Raw genomic sequence first — 17,082 nt, forward strand, 5'->3', positions numbered from 1 at the left:
GGAAACGCTGGACGATGCGGTGGAAACCCGCGCTGAACGCGTTCGAGATCGCCTTCGACGGCCGTCTGGCCGCCGGACGCAAGTAGTTCCCCTTCAACCCGAGTTACACCGCTCGTTTGACAGACCCTGGCCGCCGTCGTCTCGACCGACGGGAACAATTCGGGATTGACCTGGGAGAAGTGGACGAAGAGCTCCCAGCCCCCGAGGATGAGCACGAACGGCAGCACCGTGCGCCGCAACGCGTGCAGGACGCGGCCCGTGCGTTTCGGGGTGGGTAGCGCGAGATAGTCGGGAAGCTCGCTCCGCGATACGGCCTGGCTCATCGGTGGTCACCTACTGCCCGGACTCGGCCTTCTTCAGGAAGCTTGTGTCGATCGCCTTGCTCCAGTCCGGCTTGGCCGTGATGTTCCTGGCCTTGACCAGCGCGTCGGCTTGCTGGTTGAGGTAGGCCTGGGTGTCCGGTCCGAAGTCGGGCGTGACATGCAGGTTCGACAGCGCCTGCTGCAGCACGGCGGTGTCGATCGGGCTTCCCCTGCTGTCGAAGAAGCCCTTGACCTCGTTGAGGGCCCGTTGCGGATCCGAGTTGAACACCTTCGCTCCCGCGACCCAGCCGTTGACGACCTTCTGCACCTCATCGCGGTTCCGATCGATGTAGCTCTTGGTGAAACACAGGTAGAGCGGCGTCGGGTCGTACTTCGCGTAGGTCGTGAGAATCCGGCCCGTGCCCTTTTGCACGGCGAGCGTCACGGTCGGGTCGACTCCGGCGAACGCGTCGACCTGTCCGGTCTGCAGCGCCGAGTACATGTCCTGGAACTTCATGTTGACCAACTGGAAGTCGGACTTGCTCAGCCCCGCGGCCGGGGCGATCTGGTCGACGAACGTCTCGTTGGTGTCGGACCCCAGCTGGGACGCGATCTTCTTGCCGCGAAGATCGGCCACGCTGTGGATGGCGGAGTCCTTGCCGGTGACCACGGCCAGGGTGTCACCCGCGTAGGCGGCCACGGCCACGGCGACGACCTGGCCCTTGGCGGCACCGACGATGTAGGGAGTCACACCGAGGGATCCCGCGTCCAGCGAGCCGCCGAGGATCGCATCGCGCACCTCGGCACCCGAGGAGAGCGGCCGCGTCGTGACGTTGGCGCCGGCATCCTTCCAGCTGCCGGCACGGTCGGCGACGATCGCGGGCGCGCCCCACGTGGTGGCCTGAAAGCCGAGGCGGGTAGCGCCCGACGAGGGCCCTGACGGGCCTCCGCCACCGGCACCACATGCGGTCGCCAGCACGACTGCGAACACGAGAACGCCGCCGAGAACGGACCTTCGCAGGAGGCTGTGCATGAGTTCTCCTAGCTAGCGACAGGGGCGGCGCGCGAAGTACCCCCACCGGAGCGGGGTTCGTTGACTGCCGACTCCCGGTTGCCCAAGGCCACGAAGCCCGGGAGGCGCAACTCACGCTGGAGAACATCGTGACCGGCGTGCGGCGGGTCACCGGATCCTCGGGAAGGGCTTGTCCAGAAATATGGACTTATCCATGTATGTGGACGAACACTATAGTGGCTCTCGTCGGGTGTCAAGCGGGCAGGCACTGCTGGTGGCGGTATCTGTGGTATCTGGAGGGACCGAGTTGAGCGAGCCACGGCAAGGCGCGACCCAGGTCAAGTCTGCGGAGCGGGTGCTGCAGCTCCTGGAGGTTCTGGCGCGCGCGCGGCAGCCGGTGCCCCTGGGTCAACTGCAGCGCGAGCTGGCGATCCCGCGGAGCAGCCTGCACGCCCTGCTCAACACGATGGTGCGGGCGCAATGGGCGGCACAGCAGGATGGTGCGTACACACTGGGACCGGTCGCGCGGCTCCTCGGCTCGATCCACCTCGACGACACCGATCTCGTCGAGGTGGCCGTCGGCGTACTCGCGCGCTTGCGCGACGAACTCGGCGAGACCGTCCACCTTGCGACCCTCGACGGTACCGACACCCTCTACCTCGCATCGCGGTTCTCCCCGCACGCTCTCGGCGTTCGGTTCCAGCCGGGTCGCCGCCTCCCCGCGCAGATCACCGCGCTGGGAAAAGCGATGCTGGCGACCTGCCCGGCTGCCGAGCGCACCGCCCACCTGCCCGACGAATTCGCCACGCCGACGGCGAAGTCCGTCCGCTCACCCGCGGAGCTGGCCGCGCAGCTGGCGGAGACCGCGCAACGCGGATATGCCATCGACAACGAGGAAACGGCAGCGGGACTACGGTGTTTCGCCGTCGCCCTCAGCATTCCCTCGCTACCGCCACACGCGATCAGCTGCTCGGCCCCGGTCGCGCGGCTCGACCCGGACATCGAAGCCCGCATCCTCGCCGGACTGGAGCGCAGCCGAGACGAAATCCTCCGCCTCGTGGCCGCATCCGTTCACTAGTAGCGAGCGCCGCCGTGCACCGCTGTGCACCGCTGTGAGCTGACGGCGAAGCTGAACGAACACAGATCTCGGGTCCTGTCGTGGTGGTCGCGGTGTCCGATGTAGACGGTGGCGCAGCCGGGCGGCTCTTTCCGCCGCCGGGCTGGAAGAGGGTCAGCTGCGGTCAGGTCGAGCGCGAACCGCCAGGCGCCGCCGGTGTCGTGGCGGGCAGCCCCAGGTGCCGGGGCAGGTTCTCGTCGAGGAAGCGGGTGATCGCGCGGATGCGGTCACCTTCGAGGCCGAGCACGAGCATCCCGGCCCAGTGGGCGGCCGGCTGCCCGGCTTCGGCGAGATAGCAGGCGAACGCGGGCTGCGTGTTCGCTCGGACGGGCACCAGCCGCAGGGGGCGTGGCCCGCGCCAGGTGGTGCTGGCGTGGAGGAAGGCCGCGATCGCGGCGGGCCCGTGGTACTCGTGTGGCGCCGGCGGCATGGCCAGCCACGCGTCGTCGGTGAGCAGTGCGACGACGGTGTCGACGTCCCCGGCGGTGAAGGCGTCCGCGAAGCGCCGGGTGAGCTCGTGCTCCTCGCGGGGGCCGCGGGACACGGTTCGCGGGCGGTTCGCCTCCAGTGCCGCACGGGCACGTTGCAGCATCCCCTTGACCGCGGTCGCGGTGGTGCCCAGCATGTCGGCGACTTCCGCGACCGGGTAGCCGAGCACGTCCCGCAGCACGAGTGTGGCGGCCTGCCGCGGCGGCATCAGTTGCAGACCGGTGACGAAGGCGAGCTCGACCGCTTCCTTGGTGTGGTACCGGGCTTCGGGCCCGGGTGCCTCGTCCGCGATCTCCGCCAGCAGCCTGTCCGGGTAGGGCTGCAACCACCTCACCTCGCCGCGGACGGTGGGCTCGGGCGGGTCGAACGGGGCAACCGGCTCCGCGGGCCGGCGGCGGCCGGCGTCGCGCAGCGCGTTGAGGCACCGGTTGGTCGCGATGCGATACAGCCACGACCGCAGTGACGACCGGCCCTGGAAGCCGTCCAGACCCCGCCAGGCGGCGAGCAGCGTCTCCTGCGTCAGGTCCTCGGCATCGGCGACCGAACCGAGCAAGCGGTAGCAGTGCAGGTGCAGCTCGCCGCGAAACGGATCGGTGAGCTCGCGAAACGCCTGCTCGTCCCCCGCTCGGGCACGGTCCAGTACGGTCACGATTCGTATCCTGGCACAACCCACCGACACGAAATTCCGGCCGAGACCGTTCCCTCCGGCGCGTCCCCGGTGTCTGAACAGACAGCAGGACCACGACGAAAGGGAATCGCCATGACCGGCTCCGCAGTGGACATCGCCCTTGCCTACCACCGGGCCTGGACCGGCCACGACTTCGAGCGGGCGATGACCTACGTCGCCGAGGACATCGTCTGCGAGGCACCGGCCGGGCGACTCGAAGGCGCGGAGGCCTTCCGCGGCTTCATGGGCCCGTTCACGCGAATCCTCACCCGCTCGGACCTGATCGCCTCCTTCGGCGACGACCGGATCGCGCTGCTGATGTATGACACCGAAACACTTCCGGTCGCCAGCGCCCCCGCCGCCGAGTGCCTCACCGTGCAGAACGGGAAGATCACCCACCTCCGGATCATCTTCGACCGGGCCCCCTTCGACGCGGCGAGGACCGCGCCATGAGGTGGATGCAGCGCACAGCAGGAAATCCGCCGAGGCGTCGAGCCGGCCCGGCAGGTGTGCCCGTCCGGCGCGCGCTCTCCCTTGCGTCCGAACGATGAAACCCGCGACTTGCTCACCCGAAGACGGATCGCAACGGAGGCGCAGTGCATCAGAGCACTGCGCCTCCGCCACGCGAGGCTTACCTCAAATCCCAGGTCTTCAGGTGATGTCGTCGGTGCTCGTGGACTTGGTGACCGGGGTGGTCGGCTCGTCCTCGAGCGCCGTGCTCGGGGTGTAGTCGAACGGGGCCGCCTCGTCGTCGGAGAGGTTCGCCCACTCCGACTCGCGGCTCTGCCGTTCCTTGCGCTTGTCGTGCACGCGCGCGATCTGGATCGCGACCTCGAACAGGACCGTCAGCGCGCCGGCGAGGCCGATCATGGAGAACGGGTCCGAGCCCGGCGTCGCGAACGCCGCGAAGACGAACAACAGGAAGATGATCCCCCGCCGCCACTTCTTCAGCTGCGCGTATTTGACCACGCCGGCGAGGTTGAGCATGACCACGAGCAGCGGCAGCTCGAAGCTCACGCCGAAGATCACCAGCAGCGACAGTACGAACGAGATGTACTTGTCCGCGGTGAGCGCCGTGGTGAAGAACTCGCCACCGAAGTTCATCAGCACCGCGAACGCGTGCGGCACCAGCAGGTAGGCCAGCACCGCGCCGGCGGCGAACAGCACGCTCGCGAACCCGACGAACGTCAGCGCGTACTTGCGTTCCTTGGAGTAGAGGCCGGGCGCGATGAACGCCCACAGCTGATACAGCCAGAACGGCGAGGTCAGCACCGCGCCCGCGGCGACACCGACCTTCAGCTGGATCATGATGCCTTCGAACGGTGTGGTCTGCAGCAGCCTGCAGGTGCCGTCCGGCGCGATCGTGCCCGGCAGCAGGCGCTGCGACGGGATACCGCAGTAGGGCGCGTTCAGCAACTGCCCGAGCGACTCCACCGGCCCCAGCTTCGTCTGGAACCAGATGAAGCCGAAGATCCCGCCGCACACCAGGGCGATCAGCGCCCAGCCGAGGCGGCGGCGGAACTCGTAGATGTGCTCGATCAGCGTCATGGTGCCGTCGGGGTTGTGCCGACGGCTGCGCTTACGCCGCCGGTCCCGGCGGCTGGGGGCGGGGTCCGCCACGGTGTCCGAGTCCCGTCCGGTCAGCTGGCGTGCTTCTGGGCCTGGTCAGCGGCCGACTGCTGCTTCTTCAGCTCGTCCAGCTGCCGCTGCAGGTCGGCCACCTGCGCCTCAGTGCCCTTCGGCTCCGCGGTGGCCGAGGGAAGCTGACGCTTCTCGGGCTCCTCCGCAGGCTCGTCCTCGTCGTCCCGCATCGATTTGGTCTCGGCGCGGAAGATCTTCATGGACTTGCCCACGGACCGGGCGGCCTCAGGGAGCCGCTTGGCACCGAACAGCAGAACCAAAGCCACCAGGACGATGATCACATGCCACGGCTGCAACCCGTTCAGCATTTGTGGCCTCCTATCTGTTTCATGCCAATGCTACTGATTTTCCGGCACGCGGCGACGCTGAGCCAGCGCGACCCGCACACCGGCCACACGGGCTCGCAGGAGACCCGTCCGGTCGTTCGTACTAGTCATGACCATGCTCAGGGTCGACCGGAAGCGGCGCAAGCCCCCGGCGACACGAAACGCCAGCGCCGCGAGCAGCAGCAGCGCGACGACGGCGAGCAGGATGCTGGGCAGGTACGACACAGCGTCACCCTACTGGCCCAAGGTTGACGGAAGGTGACGAGCCCTGGCCAGTGCGTCGGCAGCCCGCCGGCGAACGGCGTCCGCCAGCTGCGCGGGCCGTTCCACCCGTGCGTCCCCGCCGAGACTGAGTACCAGCCTGGTCATCCACGACTCGTCGCTGTAGCGCATCCGCACCCGCAGCCGCCCGCCGTCGAGCTCGGTCTCGTCCTCGCACGGGTAGTACTCGGCCACCCAGCGCGCGTCCGGATCGAGTACCAGCTCGGCGACCTCCTGGTCGGGGGTCGGCGAGAAGACCCCGTCGGTGATGTCGGTGGGACGCGCTGTGGGCGGCGGTGCGGCCGGTTCGTCGAGCACCCGGACGTCGTCGATGCGGTCCAGCCGGAACAGCCGGACGCCCTCGGCACGCCGGCACCACGCCTCCAGATAGCCCACCGCCTGCACGATGAGCAGCCGCATCGGGTCCACGGTGCGCTCGGTGATCTCGTCCCGTGACGCGGTGTAGTAGCGAATGTGCAGCGCGCGACGGGCCTGCAGGGCCTGCTGCACGACGCTGCGGGTGCGTGCGGTCGCCGCACCCTCGCGGACGGGCAGCCCGACCACCACGCCGGACGGCTGGGCCTGCCCGGCCGCGGACTCGATCTTGGCGATGGCCCGCCGCACCGCGTCGGTGTCCAGGAGACCGGGTGTCTCGGCCAGCGCGCGCAGCGCCACCAGCAACGCCGTCGCCTCGCCACCGGTCAGCCGCAGCGGCCGGTTCATGCCGGCGTCGAACGTGACCGTGACCGTGTCGCCCTCGAAGGAGAGGTCGATCAGGTCACCGGGGCCGTAGCCGGGCAGGCCGCACATCCACAGCAGTTCCAGATCGCGCCGCAACTGCTTGGGGGTGACGTCGAAATCGCGGGCCGCCTCGTCGATCCTGATGCCGGGCCGCGCGAGCAGATACGGCACGAGGGCCAGCAGCCGCGGCATCCGGTCCGTGGAACTCACTTCCTCGCCTCCTGCCGAGCCACGGCGGTGAGGCGTTCGGCCACCGATTTCGCGAGCACCTCGGGCTCCAGCACGAGCGCGTCGGGACCGTGCCCGGCGATCCAGTCCGCCGCACTTTCCGGGTAGTACAGCTCGATCTCGGCCAGGTCACCCTCGACGCCGTCCACGGTCAGCCGTCCGGTCAGCCGTGCGCGGCGCCGGATACCGGCGGCACGGCCGTCAGCCAGCCACAGCCGCGCCGTGGCGACCGGCGAGTTCTCCGACTTGCTGCTGCCCGCCACGAATTCCAGCAGGTTCACGTTGTCCGGCCGCTCGACCTCGCCGGGGCGGCCCGCGGGCCGGACCTCGCCACTGATCCGCGACAGCCGGAAACAACGCGTCGCGCCACGGTCGCGGTCGTGACCGACGACGTACCAGCGGGCGCGCCAGGACACCACACCCCACGGCTCCAGGGTGCGGGTCAGCCGGTCCGCGGAACCCGCGCGGCGGTAGTCGAAACGGACGGGCCGGCGCGCCTGCACGGCGGCCAGCAGCGGCGAGAAGGCGGGCTCGGTGCGCACCCGCGACTCCACGACGGGTGCCGCGTTGTGGTCCACCTCGACCCCGGCGGCCCGCAGCTTCACCAGCGCGCCCTGCGCCTGCCCCGTCAGCTCCGGCGAGTCCCACAACCGCACCGCGAGCCCGACGGCCGCGGCCTCGTCCGGCGCCAGCTCGATCTCCCCCAGCTCGTAGTCGCGGCGCGCGATGCGGTAGCCATCGGCCGTGTCGAACACCGAGTTCCGGCCGATCTCCAGCGGAATACCCAGCTCCCGCAGCTCCGTTTTGTCGCGCTCGAACATGCGCGAGAACGCGTCGTCGCTGGACGCGTCGGCGTAGCCGGGCACTATCCCGCGAATCCGGTCAGCGGTCAGATACTGCCGGGTCGAAAGAAGTGCGAGCACCAGGTTGACCAGTCGCTCGGCGCGGGCGGTGGACACCCGACCACCCTAGCTCGCGACCCGCGCGTCGGTGCTCAGGTCCCGCTATTACACGCCGTAAATTTCGAACCCATGACCGATCGGGTACTACTTATTACCGGAGCATCGCGGGGACTCGGTGCCGCGACGGCTCGTCACGCCGCCGCCGAGGGCTACCGCCTCGCACTCGTCGGCCGTGATCCGGCCCGGCTCGCGCCGCTGGTGGACGAACTCGGCGGCGACGTCGCGAAGGCGTTCGGCGCGGACGTGGCGGACTGGAGCCGGATCTCCGCCGCCGCGCACCGGGCCGAGGCCCATTTCGGACGGCTCGACGCGGCATTCGCGAACGCGGGGCAGATGCTGGGCGTGTCGTTCTTCGGCAACGGCGGCACCGACCCCGCGCAGTGGCGCGACATGGTGCTCACCAACGTCTACGGCGCCGCGATCACGGCCCGCGCCGTGCTGCCCGCACTCGCCCGCACGCGCGGCCACCTGCTGCTGACCGGCTCCGTCGCCGGCCGCCACATCCGGCCGGCGCCGGCGGGCCTGTACTCGGCGACGAAATGGGCCGTGACCGCGATGGCGGGCTCGATCCGCGCCGAGGCCGTCGGCACCGGGGTGCGCGTCACCGTGATCCAGCCCGGAATCGTGGACACCGAGCTGATCACCGAGCAGCAGCGGGCCAAACCGAAGCTGGCGCCGGACGACATCGCCCGCGCCGTGCTCTATGCGCTCGGACAGCCGCCGTCGGTGGACGTCAACGAGATCGTCATCCGGCCGACGGGCCAGGATCCGGAGCGCTGAGGCCGGACCGCCGGATCATCTCCAGCAGGTCGGCACGCAGCTCACCGGTCAGCGGACTGCCGCCGAGCCCGACCGCGATGACCTCGAACGTGCGCTCGATGGCCTGCCGCTGGATCTCCGGGCCCGCATGGCGCATCGGCCCTTCGTTGAGCAGCATCGCGAGACCGTGCACCGAGGACCAGATCGCCAGCTCGGCCATCGGCCTGCGCTCGGCGGGCAGGTAACCGGCCTCGGCGAGCTCGTCCAGCACCGCGATGGCCCGCACGAACGGCTCCGAGGTCCACACGGGATGGACCGTGGAGCCGGCAGGCATACCGCCGACGAAGCAGGTGCGGAACAGGCCCGGCTCGGCGACGGCGAAGTTCAGGTAACCGAGCCCGACCGCGGCCAGGTGCCGCAGCCCCCTGCGCACCGGATCGCCCTGGTCCGGACTGCGCGCCAGCTCCGCGTCCATCACCGCCGCCATGCGCGCCATCGCCTGCTCCTTGGCGGCGTCGAGCAGCTCCTCGTGCCCGGCGAAATGCCGGTACGCGGCGGTCGGGGTGACGCCCACCGCGCGAGCCGCGGCGCGCACGGTGACCGCACCCGGGCCGCCCTCCCTGGCCAGGTCGGCGGCCGCGCGGCTGAGCGCGTTGCGGAGGTCGCCGTGGTGGTAACCGGATCGAACGGACACTGAGGAACCCACAGGTTGATGTTGACACCCGTACACATTGCGAGGCAAGTTAACACCCACCAAGTTAACAGTCGCCAACTTCGACAGGGGATCTCATGTTCGTTCGTATCGGGCGGTTCGCCGCCACCCACGCGCGAGCGGTCCTCACCGTCGCACTCGTGCTCATGATCGGCGCGGGCGCGCTCGGCATGACCGCCTTCGGCAAACTCCAGTCGCAAGGATTCACCGACCCCGGCGCCGAATCCAGCCAGGCACAAACCCTCATCGACCGGAACTTCGGCGGTTCACCCGACTTCCTGTTGCTCGTCAGGGCCGACCAGGGCACCGTGGACGATCCGGCCGTCCGCGCCGCCGCGACCGCGCTGAGCGCGCGCGTCGCCTCCGACCACGACCTCTCCCAGGTCGCGTCCTACTGGCAGACCGGCCTGCCCGCGCTCAAGGCCGACGACGGCCGCTCCGCGCTGATCGCCGCGCACGCCACCAGCCAGGACGCGGTCAAGAACCTCATCGACCGCTACCAGGGCGGGCAGGGCCCCATCACCGTCTCCCCCGGCGGCCGCGCCGTCGTCAACACCGACATCAACCACCAGGTCAGCGCCGATCTCATGCTGGCGGAGTCGATCGCGGTGCCGTTGATCGCGATCCTGCTGTTCGTCGTGTTCGGCAGCCTCGTGGCCGCGCTGCTGCCCCTCGTGGTCGGCGGCATCGCGGTGCTCGGCACGTTCGCGGAACTGTCGGTCCTCGGGTCGCTCACCGACGTGTCCGTGTTCGCCATCAACCTGACCACCGCGCTCGGCCTCGGGCTCGGCATCGACTACGCGCTGCTGACCGTCAACCGGTTCCGCGAGGAACTCGCCGCCGGCACCGGCACGAAGCAGGCGGTGATCCGCACGGTCGCCACGGCGGGCCGCACGATCGCGTTCAGCGCCGCCACGGTCGCCGTCGCGCTGGCCGCGCTGCTGATGTTCCCGCTCTACTTCCTGCGCTCGTTCGCCTACGCGGGCATCGGCGTCATCGTGATCGCCATGATCAGCGCGGTCGTCGTGCTGCCCGCACTGCTGATGGTCCTCGGCCCACGCGTCAACGCCGGACGCCGGCCGTGGCGCCGCGGCCTCACCACGGTCTCGCCGTTCTGGGCCCGCACCGCCCGCACCGTGCTGCGACGGCCCCTCGTGACGGCGCTGCCGGTACTCGCCGTGGTGGTGCTCGCCGCGGTTCCGCTGTTCAACGTCACGTTCGGCACCCCGGACGAACGTGTGCTGCCCACGACCGCGTCCAGCCGCGTCGTCGGCGACGAACTGCGGGCCCACTTCCCGCAGAACGACAGCCGCGCGATCCAGATCGTCGCGCCCGGACGGCCCGACATGACCGCGTACGCACAGCGCCTGTCCGAACTGCCCGGCGTCACGCGCGTGTCCACCACCGCCGCACCGGACGCGGTAGGCCTGACGGTGGTCACGGCCGCCGATTCCCGCTCGGCCGACGCGCAGAATCTCGTCCTGCGGATCCGCGCGCTGCCCGGCCCCTCCGATGTGAAGGTCGGCGGCGACGCCGCGACACTCGTGGACAGCAAGCACACCATCGCCGCCCGGCTGCCCTGGGCGGGCGGGATGATCGCCGTGACCACGTTCGTCCTGCTGTTCCTGTTCACCGGCAGTGTGCTGCAACCGGTGCGGGCCCTGCTGTTCAACCTGGTCAGCCTGTCCGCGACGCTCGGCGTGATGACCCTGGTCTTCCAGGACGGTTTCCTGTCCTCCGCACTGGGCTTCACCCCGCTGCCGCTGGACACGAGCATGCTGATGTTGTTGTTCTGCATCGCGTTCGGGCTGTCGATGGACTACGAGGTGTTCGTGATCAGCCGCGTCAAGGAGGCCCGCGACCGCGGCGCGACGCCGCGGGAGGCCGTGATCGACGGCCTGTCGCACTCCGGGCGCATCGTGTCGGCGGCCGCGGTGCTGCTCGCGATCAGCCTGTTCGCGTTCGGCACCAGCGGCGTCAGCTTCATCCAGATGTTCGGCCTCGGCACCGGACTCGCCGTGCTGATGGACGCCACTCTCGTGCGCGGCATTCTGCTCCCGGCCGGCATGCGCGCGCTGGGCCGGTACGCCTGGTGGTCGCCGGCGCCGCTGCGGCGCCTGCACGCGCGCTACGGAATCAGCGAAACGGCGGTGGAGACCACGGAGAAACTGCCCGTCTGAAGGCAGCCGAAGACCCCCTCGCGACTGTCGTCGTGAGGGGGTCTCGCCTGGTTACAAAGAGCTGATCAGCCGGTCCACCCGCTCGTCCACCGCGCGGAACGGGTCCTTGCACAGCACGGTGCGCTGCGCCTGGTCGTTCAGCTTCAGGTGCACCCAGTCGACCGTGAAGTCCCGGCCCGCCGCCTGCGCCGCGGCGATGAAGTCGCCACGCAGCTTGGCCCTGGTCGTCTGCGGCGGGGTGTCCTTCGCGGCCTCGATATCGCCGTCGTCGGTGATGCGCCTGATCAAACCCTTGCGCTGCAACAGATCGAACAAACCGCGCCCGCGCCGGATGTCGTGGTAGGCCAGATCCAGCTGCGCCACCCGCGGGCTGGACAGGTCCAGGTTGTGCCGCGAGCGGTACCGCTCCACGAGCCGGTGCTTGATCGCCCAGTCGATCTCGGTGTCGATCTTGCTGAAGTCCTGCTGCTCGACCGCGTCCAGCGCACGGCCCCACAGCTCGATCACCCGCTGCGCCGTCGGCCCCGAGTCGTTGGCCTTCACGTGCTGCACGGCGCGCCCGTAGTACTCGCGCTGGATGTCCAGTGCCGAGGCCTCGCGCCCGCCCGCGAGCCGCACCGGACGGCGGCCGGTCAGGTCGTGGCTGATCTCCCGGATCGCGCGGATCGGGTTGTCCAGGGTGAAGTCCCGGAACTGCACGCCCTGCTCGATCATCTCCAGCACCAGGTTCGCGGTGCCGACCTTGAGCAGCGTCGTCGGCTCCGCCATGTTCGAGTCGCCGACGATCACGTGCAGGCGCCGGTACCGCTCCGCGTCCGCGTGCGGCTCGTCGCGCGTGTTGATGATCGGGCGCGAGCGAGTTGTGGCGCTCGACACACCTTCCCAGATGTGCTCGGCGCGCTGCGACAGGCAGTACACCGCGCCGCGCGGCGTCTGCAGGACCTTGCCCGCGCCGCAGATCAGCTGGCGGGTCACCAGGAACGGCAGCAGCACATCGGCGATCCGCGAGAACTCACCCGCGCGGGTGACGAGGTAGTTCTCGTGGCAGCCATAGGAGTTGCCCGCCGAGTCGGTGTTGTTCTTGAACAGGAAGATGTCGCCGCCGATGCCCTCGTCGGCCAGTCTCCGCTCGGCGTCGACCAGCAGATCCTCGAGAATCCGCTCGCCGGCCTTGTCGTGCGTGACCAACTGGATCAGGTCGTCGCACTCCGCGGTCGCGTACTCGGGGTGAGAGCCCACGTCCAGGTACAACCTGGACCCGTTGGACAGGAACACGTTCGACGAGCGTCCCCACGACACCACCCGCCGGAACAGGTACCTGGCCACCTCATCGGGAGAAAGCCGGCGCTGCCCGTGAAACGTGCAGGTGACGCCGAACTCCGTCTCGATGCCAAAAATCCGCCGCTGCATCACTCAATGCTAGGCGCTTTTGGCCGCCGACATGTGCGCCGTTCGGGCGGCGACACGCCGCGATCTTGGTCCCGGTTCGGGAACGACACGGCAAAGGCCCGCCCCACCTGGCACTTTCCGCTGTCCAGGTAGGACGGGCCCTGACGTGAAGCCGGGAACTAGCTGTTGCCGTCGCTGCCCTCGGCGGACTCCTCCGTCGCGGCCGGCTCCTCGGCGGCGGGCAGCAATGCGTCCAGCGCCGTACCGGTGATCCGGCGGAAGGCACGCCGGGGACGCGTCCGGTCCAGCACCGCGACCTCGAGTTTCACCGGCTCGGAGTCGCCGTTGTTCGGCGACGTCGAGCGCAGCGCCTGCACGGCCATCGGCAGGGCGTGCTCGAGGTCGAAATCGTCCTCGAAACCCTCCTTGAGCTTGGTCACGATCGGCTCGGTCTGGCCACCCATCACCACGAACTGCGGCTCGTCGAAGATCGAGCCGTCGTAGGTGAGGCGGAACAGCTGGTCCTCGGCGGAGCTGGCGCCCACCTCGGCGACGCAGATCTCCACCTCGTACGGCTTGAGCTGTTCGGTGAAGATGCTGCCGAGGGTGGCCGCGTAGGCGTTGGCCAGCGCTCGCGCGCTGACGTCCCGCCGGTCGTACTGGTAGCCCTTGAGGTCGGCGTGCCGGATACCGGCCACCCGCAGGTTCTCGAACTCGCTGTACCGGCCCACCGCGGCGAAACCGATCCGGTCGTAGATCTCGGAGAACTTGTGCAGCGTGGTCGAGGGGTTCTCGGCGACGAACAGCACCCCGTTGCGGTACTTGAGCACGACCACACTGCGCCCGCGCGCGATGCCCTTGCGAGCGAGTTCCGAGCGCTCGCGCATCAACTGCTCGGGGGAGGCGTACAGCGGCATCGTCACGGTGTGGACTCCAAAAGTACTCGGTGAGACTTATCTGGTGGCAGAACTTCTCAGCTGCGGCCCTGTGCGGCCCGCTCGGCGCGGTCGCGCACGACCGCTTCGGCGACGGCCGCGGCCTGGTCGTCCGGCAGCCGCTCGGCACCGCGCTCGGCGGTGATCGTCGCGATGGACGGGAAGATCCGGCGGATCATGTCCGGCCCCGCCGACGCCGTGTCCTCGTCGGCCGCGTCGTAGATCGCCTCGACGGCCGCGCGGATCGCCGCTTCCTCGTCGGCGTCGGGATCGTAGGACTTCTTCAGCGAGGTCTTCGCGAACACCGAGCCCGACCCGATCGAGTGGTAGCCCGCGTTTTCCTCGTAGCGGCCGCCCGCCACGTCGAACGACACGATCCGCCCGGCGCGCTTCGGGTCCTCGGCCTCGGTGTCGTAGCCGACGAACAGCGGCAGCGCCACGAGCCCGGCCATCGCCGCCTCGAGGTTGCCCTTGACCATGTTGGCCAGCTTGTTCGTCTTGCCGTCCAGCGACAGCGCCACGCCCTCGATCTTCTCGTAGTGCGCCAGTTCGACCGAGTACAGCTTCGCCATCTCGACGCCGATACCCGCGGTACCGGCGATGCCGACCGCCGAGTACTCGTCGGCGACCATGATCTTGTCGATGTCGCGGGACGCGATCATGTTGCCCGAGGTGGCCCGCCGGTCACCGGCGATCAGGACGCCACCGGCGAAGGTGACGGCCACGATCGTGGTGCCGTGCGGGGCATCCACCTCGCGTGTGAAGGTCGCCTGCTGCCGGTGCCACGGGAGCAGGTCAGGCGCCTGCGCCTTCAGGAACTCGGTGAACGAGGACGACGTGCTCGAGAAGTAGGCCGCGGGCAGCGCAGAACCCGAGATGCCCGAAGTGTTTTCCATGCGTGCTCGTGATTCCCATCAACGCAGGTGGGTGGGGCTGGAACGGTGGTGCTGAAGCCTAGTGGCTCATGCGGTGCGCGCTACTCGCCACCCTTTTGCACGTAGGCACGCACGAAGTCCTCGGCGTTTTCCTCCAGCACGTCGTCGATCTCGTCCAGGATCGTGTCGACATCCTCGCCGAGCTTCTCCCGGCGTTCCTGACCTGCCGGCGCGCCGCCCTCGATTTCCTCGTCGGAGTCGCCGCCGCCGTGCTTTTCGATCTTTTCCTGAGCCATCTCGCCTCCCGGTGAGCTGTTGCTTCTAGCCTACCCAGTGACCACGACAATCGGGGGTATCACGCGGGATACGGTTAGTCGCTGCCGGTGAGCGCTTCGACGAGTTCCTCCGCCGTCGCCGACTCGTCCAGCAGCTTGCCGACGTGGGCCTGCGTGCCCCGCAACGGCTCCAACGTGGGAATACGCACCAGGGATTCCTTGCCGACGTCGAAAATCACCGAGTCCCACGACGCGGCCGCGATGGAGGTGGCGTACTTCTCCAGCGTGCGGCCACGGAAATAGGCCCTGGTGTCCAGCGGCGGGTTCGTGATCGCGTCCTGGACCTCCTCCTCGCTGACCAGGCGCTTCATCGAACCGCGCGTCACCAGCCGGTTGTACAGGCCCTTGTCCAGCCGGACATCGGAGTACTGCAGGTCGACAAGGTGCAGCCGGGGCGCCGCCCAGCCGAGGTTGTCGCGCTGGCGGTAGCCCTCCAGCAGCCGCAGCTTCGCGGGCCAGTCGAGCCGGTCGGCGCATTCGGCGGGGTCGCGGGCCAGCGCGTCCAGGATCTCGCCCCAGACGCGCAGCACCTCCTTGGACTGTTCGTCGCCGCCCTCGCGGTCGATGTGCGCGGACGCCAGTTCGTGATAAGCGAACTGCAGATCCAGCCCGGTGTAGGACTTGCCGCCGGCCACCCCGACCTTGGTCTTGAGCGTCGGGTCGTGGCTGATCTGGTGCACGGCACGGACCGGCTCGTCGAGCTTGAGGTGGTCGAACCGCTGACCGGCCTCGATCATGTCCAGCACCAGCGCGGTGGTGCCGAGCTTGAGGAACGTGGAGTACTCGGCGAGGTTCGCGTCGCCGATGATGACGTGCAGCCGCCGGTACTTGTCCGCGTCGGCGTGCGGTTCGTCGCGGGTGTTGATGATGCCGCGCTTGAGCGTGGTCTCCAGCCCGACCTCGACCTCGATGTAGTCCGAGCGCTGGGACAGCTGGAAACCGGCCTCCTCGCCCTGCGCGCCCAGGCCGACGCGGCCGGAGCCGGTCATGACCTGCCGCGACACGAAGAACGGGGTGAGCCCGCCGATCACCGACGTGAACGGGGTCGCGCGCGACATCAGGTAGTTCTCGTGCGTGCCGTAGCTGGCGCCCTTGCCGTCCACGTTGTTCTTGTACAGCTGCAACTGTGGCTGGCCGGGCACGGTGGCCGCCTTGAGCGCGGCCTGCTCCATGACCCGCTCCCCCGCCTTGTCCCAGATCACCGCGTCGCGCGCGTTGGTGACCTCGGGCGCGGAGTACTCGGGGTGGGCGTGGTCGACGTAGAGCCGGGCCCCGTTGGTGAGGATGACGTTGGCCGCGCCGAGGTCCTCGACGTCCGGGTCGTGCCCGGGCCCGCCGGGGCCTGCCAGGTCGAACCCGCGCGCGTCACGCAGCGGGGATTCCACCTCGTAGTCCCACCTCGCCCGGCGCGCCCGCGGAATGTCGGCCGCCGCCGCGTAGGCCAGCACCACCTGTGTCGAGGTCAGTACCGGGTTCGCCGTCGCGTCGCCCGGCACCGCGATGCCGTACTCGACCTCGGTTCCCATGATCCGCCGCATGTCCCAAGCCTACGGGTCGACGCGGGCGTCGTTCAGTGGCCCACGGGTTGCGAGCGGGTAAACCACCCAGCCGTCTTAGTCTGCGCCTATGCAGTCGAGCGCGGATGAACTCGTCGCCATCTACGACGCGGCCGGATCGGTCACGGCGAGTGCCACGCGGGCCACGATGCGTGCGCAGGGTCTGTGGCATGCCGCCGGGGTCGTGCTGGTGCGCTCGGTGGACGGTGAAAGCGCTTACCTGCACCGGCGCTCGCCGGACAAGGACGTGTTCCCCGGGCTGTACGACTGCTGGGCGGGCGGTGTCGTCGCGGCCGGGGAGACACCGGCCGAATGCGCCGCGCGCGAGCTCGGCGAGGAACTGGGCATCGAGTCCGCGCCGCTGACCCCGCTGTTCACGCACGTGTTCGACCGGCCCCCGATCCGCTGCCACAACTTCGCCTTCGAGGCCCGCTGGGACGGCCCGGTCCGGCATCAGCCGGAGGAGATCGTCGACGGCCGCTGGATGCCGCTGGCCGAGCTGCGCGAGTGGGCCGACGATCCGGACAGCCCGCTCATTCCGGACGGGCGGCTCGGTATCCAGAAGTGGTTTCGCCGGTTCGGGTGAGATTCATGG

The 17,082-nt window shown here is 69.4% G+C and carries 19 protein-coding genes; 5 read left to right on the forward strand and 14 right to left on the reverse strand.

Annotated features, from left to right (window positions below):
- Together HFP15_RS06565 and HFP15_RS06570 are read right to left on the reverse strand one after the other, a co-directional pair.
- Positions 1 to 323 (reverse strand): hypothetical protein (locus HFP15_RS06565; RefSeq protein WP_168512570.1); only part of this gene is annotated, 323 nt, incomplete at its 3' end.
- A 10-nt stretch (positions 324 to 333) separates the two neighbouring features.
- Positions 334 to 1,335: an ABC transporter substrate-binding protein gene (locus tag HFP15_RS06570; protein WP_168512572.1), complete on the reverse strand. Its 1,002-nt coding sequence runs from the start codon at positions 1,333 to 1,335 to the stop codon at positions 334 to 336.
- A gap of 286 nt (positions 1,336 to 1,621) precedes the next feature.
- On the opposite strand from HFP15_RS06570, the gene HFP15_RS06575 reads away from it, so the two are divergent.
- Positions 1,622 to 2,392, forward strand: a complete 771-nt coding sequence (locus HFP15_RS06575; protein ID WP_168512574.1) for an IclR family transcriptional regulator — start codon at positions 1,622 to 1,624, stop codon at positions 2,390 to 2,392.
- Positions 2,393 to 2,555: 163 nt separating this feature from the next.
- Here HFP15_RS06575 and HFP15_RS06580 read toward each other — a convergent pair whose 3' ends face one another.
- Positions 2,556 to 3,569 carry an RNA polymerase subunit sigma-70 gene (locus HFP15_RS06580; protein WP_312871489.1) on the reverse strand — a complete coding sequence of 338 codons (1,014 nt, stop codon included), beginning with the start codon at positions 3,567 to 3,569 and terminating at the stop codon, positions 2,556 to 2,558.
- A gap of 111 nt (positions 3,570 to 3,680) precedes the next feature.
- Here HFP15_RS06580 and HFP15_RS06585 point away from each other — a divergent pair, with 111 nt between their 5' ends.
- Positions 3,681 to 4,040: a nuclear transport factor 2 family protein gene (locus HFP15_RS06585; RefSeq protein ID WP_168512576.1), complete on the forward strand. Its 360-nt coding sequence runs from the start codon at positions 3,681 to 3,683 to the stop codon at positions 4,038 to 4,040.
- Positions 4,041 to 4,238: 198 nt separating this feature from the next.
- On the opposite strand, the gene tatC is transcribed toward HFP15_RS06585, so the two are convergent.
- Genes tatC through HFP15_RS06610 form a run of 5 tightly spaced genes read right to left on the reverse strand, consistent with a single transcriptional unit; the run spans position 4,239 to position 7,743 of the window.
- The gene (gene tatC, locus HFP15_RS06590) at positions 4,239 to 5,207 is read right to left on the reverse strand and encodes a twin-arginine translocase subunit TatC (protein WP_312871490.1); all 969 of its coding nucleotides are present in this window, start codon (positions 5,205 to 5,207) and stop codon (positions 4,239 to 4,241) included.
- Positions 5,208 to 5,227: 20 nt separating this feature from the next.
- The gene (gene tatA, locus HFP15_RS06595; RefSeq protein ID WP_168512578.1) at positions 5,228 to 5,536 is read right to left on the reverse strand and encodes a Sec-independent protein translocase subunit TatA; all 309 of its coding nucleotides are present in this window, start codon (positions 5,534 to 5,536) and stop codon (positions 5,228 to 5,230) included.
- A 30-nt stretch (positions 5,537 to 5,566) separates the two neighbouring features.
- Entirely contained in the window at positions 5,567 to 5,779 is a 213-nt protein-coding gene (locus HFP15_RS06600) for a bacteriophage holin (RefSeq protein ID WP_168512580.1), read from the reverse strand.
- Between the two features lie 9 nt (positions 5,780 to 5,788).
- Positions 5,789 to 6,748, reverse strand: coding sequence for a helix-turn-helix transcriptional regulator (locus HFP15_RS06605; RefSeq protein WP_168513183.1), 960 nt, complete (start codon positions 6,746 to 6,748; stop codon positions 5,789 to 5,791).
- Between the two features lie 14 nt (positions 6,749 to 6,762).
- Complete coding sequence (locus tag HFP15_RS06610; RefSeq protein WP_168512582.1) at positions 6,763 to 7,743, reverse strand: helix-turn-helix transcriptional regulator; 981 nt, start codon at positions 7,741 to 7,743, stop codon at positions 6,763 to 6,765.
- A gap of 72 nt (positions 7,744 to 7,815) precedes the next feature.
- On the opposite strand from HFP15_RS06610, the gene HFP15_RS06615 reads away from it, so the two are divergent.
- Positions 7,816 to 8,526 (forward strand): SDR family oxidoreductase, encoded by a 711-nt coding sequence (locus HFP15_RS06615; protein WP_168512584.1) that lies wholly within the window; start codon positions 7,816 to 7,818, stop codon positions 8,524 to 8,526.
- Here HFP15_RS06615 and HFP15_RS06620 read toward each other — a convergent pair.
- Positions 8,492 to 9,199, reverse strand: coding sequence for a TetR/AcrR family transcriptional regulator (locus HFP15_RS06620; protein ID WP_312871491.1), 708 nt, complete (start codon positions 9,197 to 9,199; stop codon positions 8,492 to 8,494). The two genes, HFP15_RS06615 and HFP15_RS06620, sit on opposite strands and share 35 nt — an antisense overlap.
- Positions 9,200 to 9,294: 95 nt before the next feature.
- Here HFP15_RS06620 and HFP15_RS06625 point away from each other — a divergent pair, with 95 nt between their 5' ends.
- Positions 9,295 to 11,397: an MMPL family transporter gene (locus tag HFP15_RS06625; protein ID WP_168512588.1), complete on the forward strand. Its 2,103-nt coding sequence runs from the start codon at positions 9,295 to 9,297 to the stop codon at positions 11,395 to 11,397.
- A 51-nt stretch (positions 11,398 to 11,448) separates the two neighbouring features.
- Here HFP15_RS06625 and pafA read toward each other — a convergent pair whose 3' ends face one another.
- From pafA to dop, 5 genes are all read right to left on the reverse strand, one after another.
- Entirely contained in the window at positions 11,449 to 12,807 is a 1,359-nt protein-coding gene (pafA, locus tag HFP15_RS06630) for a Pup--protein ligase (RefSeq protein ID WP_168512590.1), read from the reverse strand.
- Between the two features lie 158 nt (positions 12,808 to 12,965).
- Entirely contained in the window at positions 12,966 to 13,709 is a 744-nt protein-coding gene (prcA, locus tag HFP15_RS06635; RefSeq protein WP_168512592.1) for a proteasome subunit alpha, read from the reverse strand.
- A gap of 50 nt (positions 13,710 to 13,759) precedes the next feature.
- Positions 13,760 to 14,617, reverse strand: a complete 858-nt coding sequence (prcB, locus tag HFP15_RS06640) for a proteasome subunit beta (RefSeq protein WP_168512594.1) — start codon at positions 14,615 to 14,617, stop codon at positions 13,760 to 13,762.
- An 80-nt stretch (positions 14,618 to 14,697) separates the two neighbouring features.
- Complete coding sequence (locus HFP15_RS06645; RefSeq protein ID WP_168512596.1) at positions 14,698 to 14,892, reverse strand: ubiquitin-like protein Pup; 195 nt, start codon at positions 14,890 to 14,892, stop codon at positions 14,698 to 14,700.
- 74 nt (positions 14,893 to 14,966) lie between these two features.
- Positions 14,967 to 16,469 carry a depupylase/deamidase Dop gene (dop, locus tag HFP15_RS06650; RefSeq protein WP_168512599.1) on the reverse strand — a complete coding sequence of 501 codons (1,503 nt, stop codon included), beginning with the start codon at positions 16,467 to 16,469 and terminating at the stop codon, positions 14,967 to 14,969.
- 88 nt (positions 16,470 to 16,557) lie between these two features.
- Here dop and HFP15_RS06655 point away from each other — a divergent pair, with 88 nt between their 5' ends.
- Positions 16,558 to 17,073 carry an NUDIX hydrolase gene (locus HFP15_RS06655; protein ID WP_168512601.1) on the forward strand — a complete coding sequence of 172 codons (516 nt, stop codon included), beginning with the start codon at positions 16,558 to 16,560 and terminating at the stop codon, positions 17,071 to 17,073.
- Positions 17,074 to 17,082: the final 9 nt, after the last annotated feature.

Origin of the sequence: Amycolatopsis acididurans, from assembly GCF_012328925.1 — a bacterium.
Lineage (GTDB): Bacteria > Actinomycetota > Actinomycetes > Mycobacteriales > Pseudonocardiaceae > Amycolatopsis_E > Amycolatopsis_E acididurans.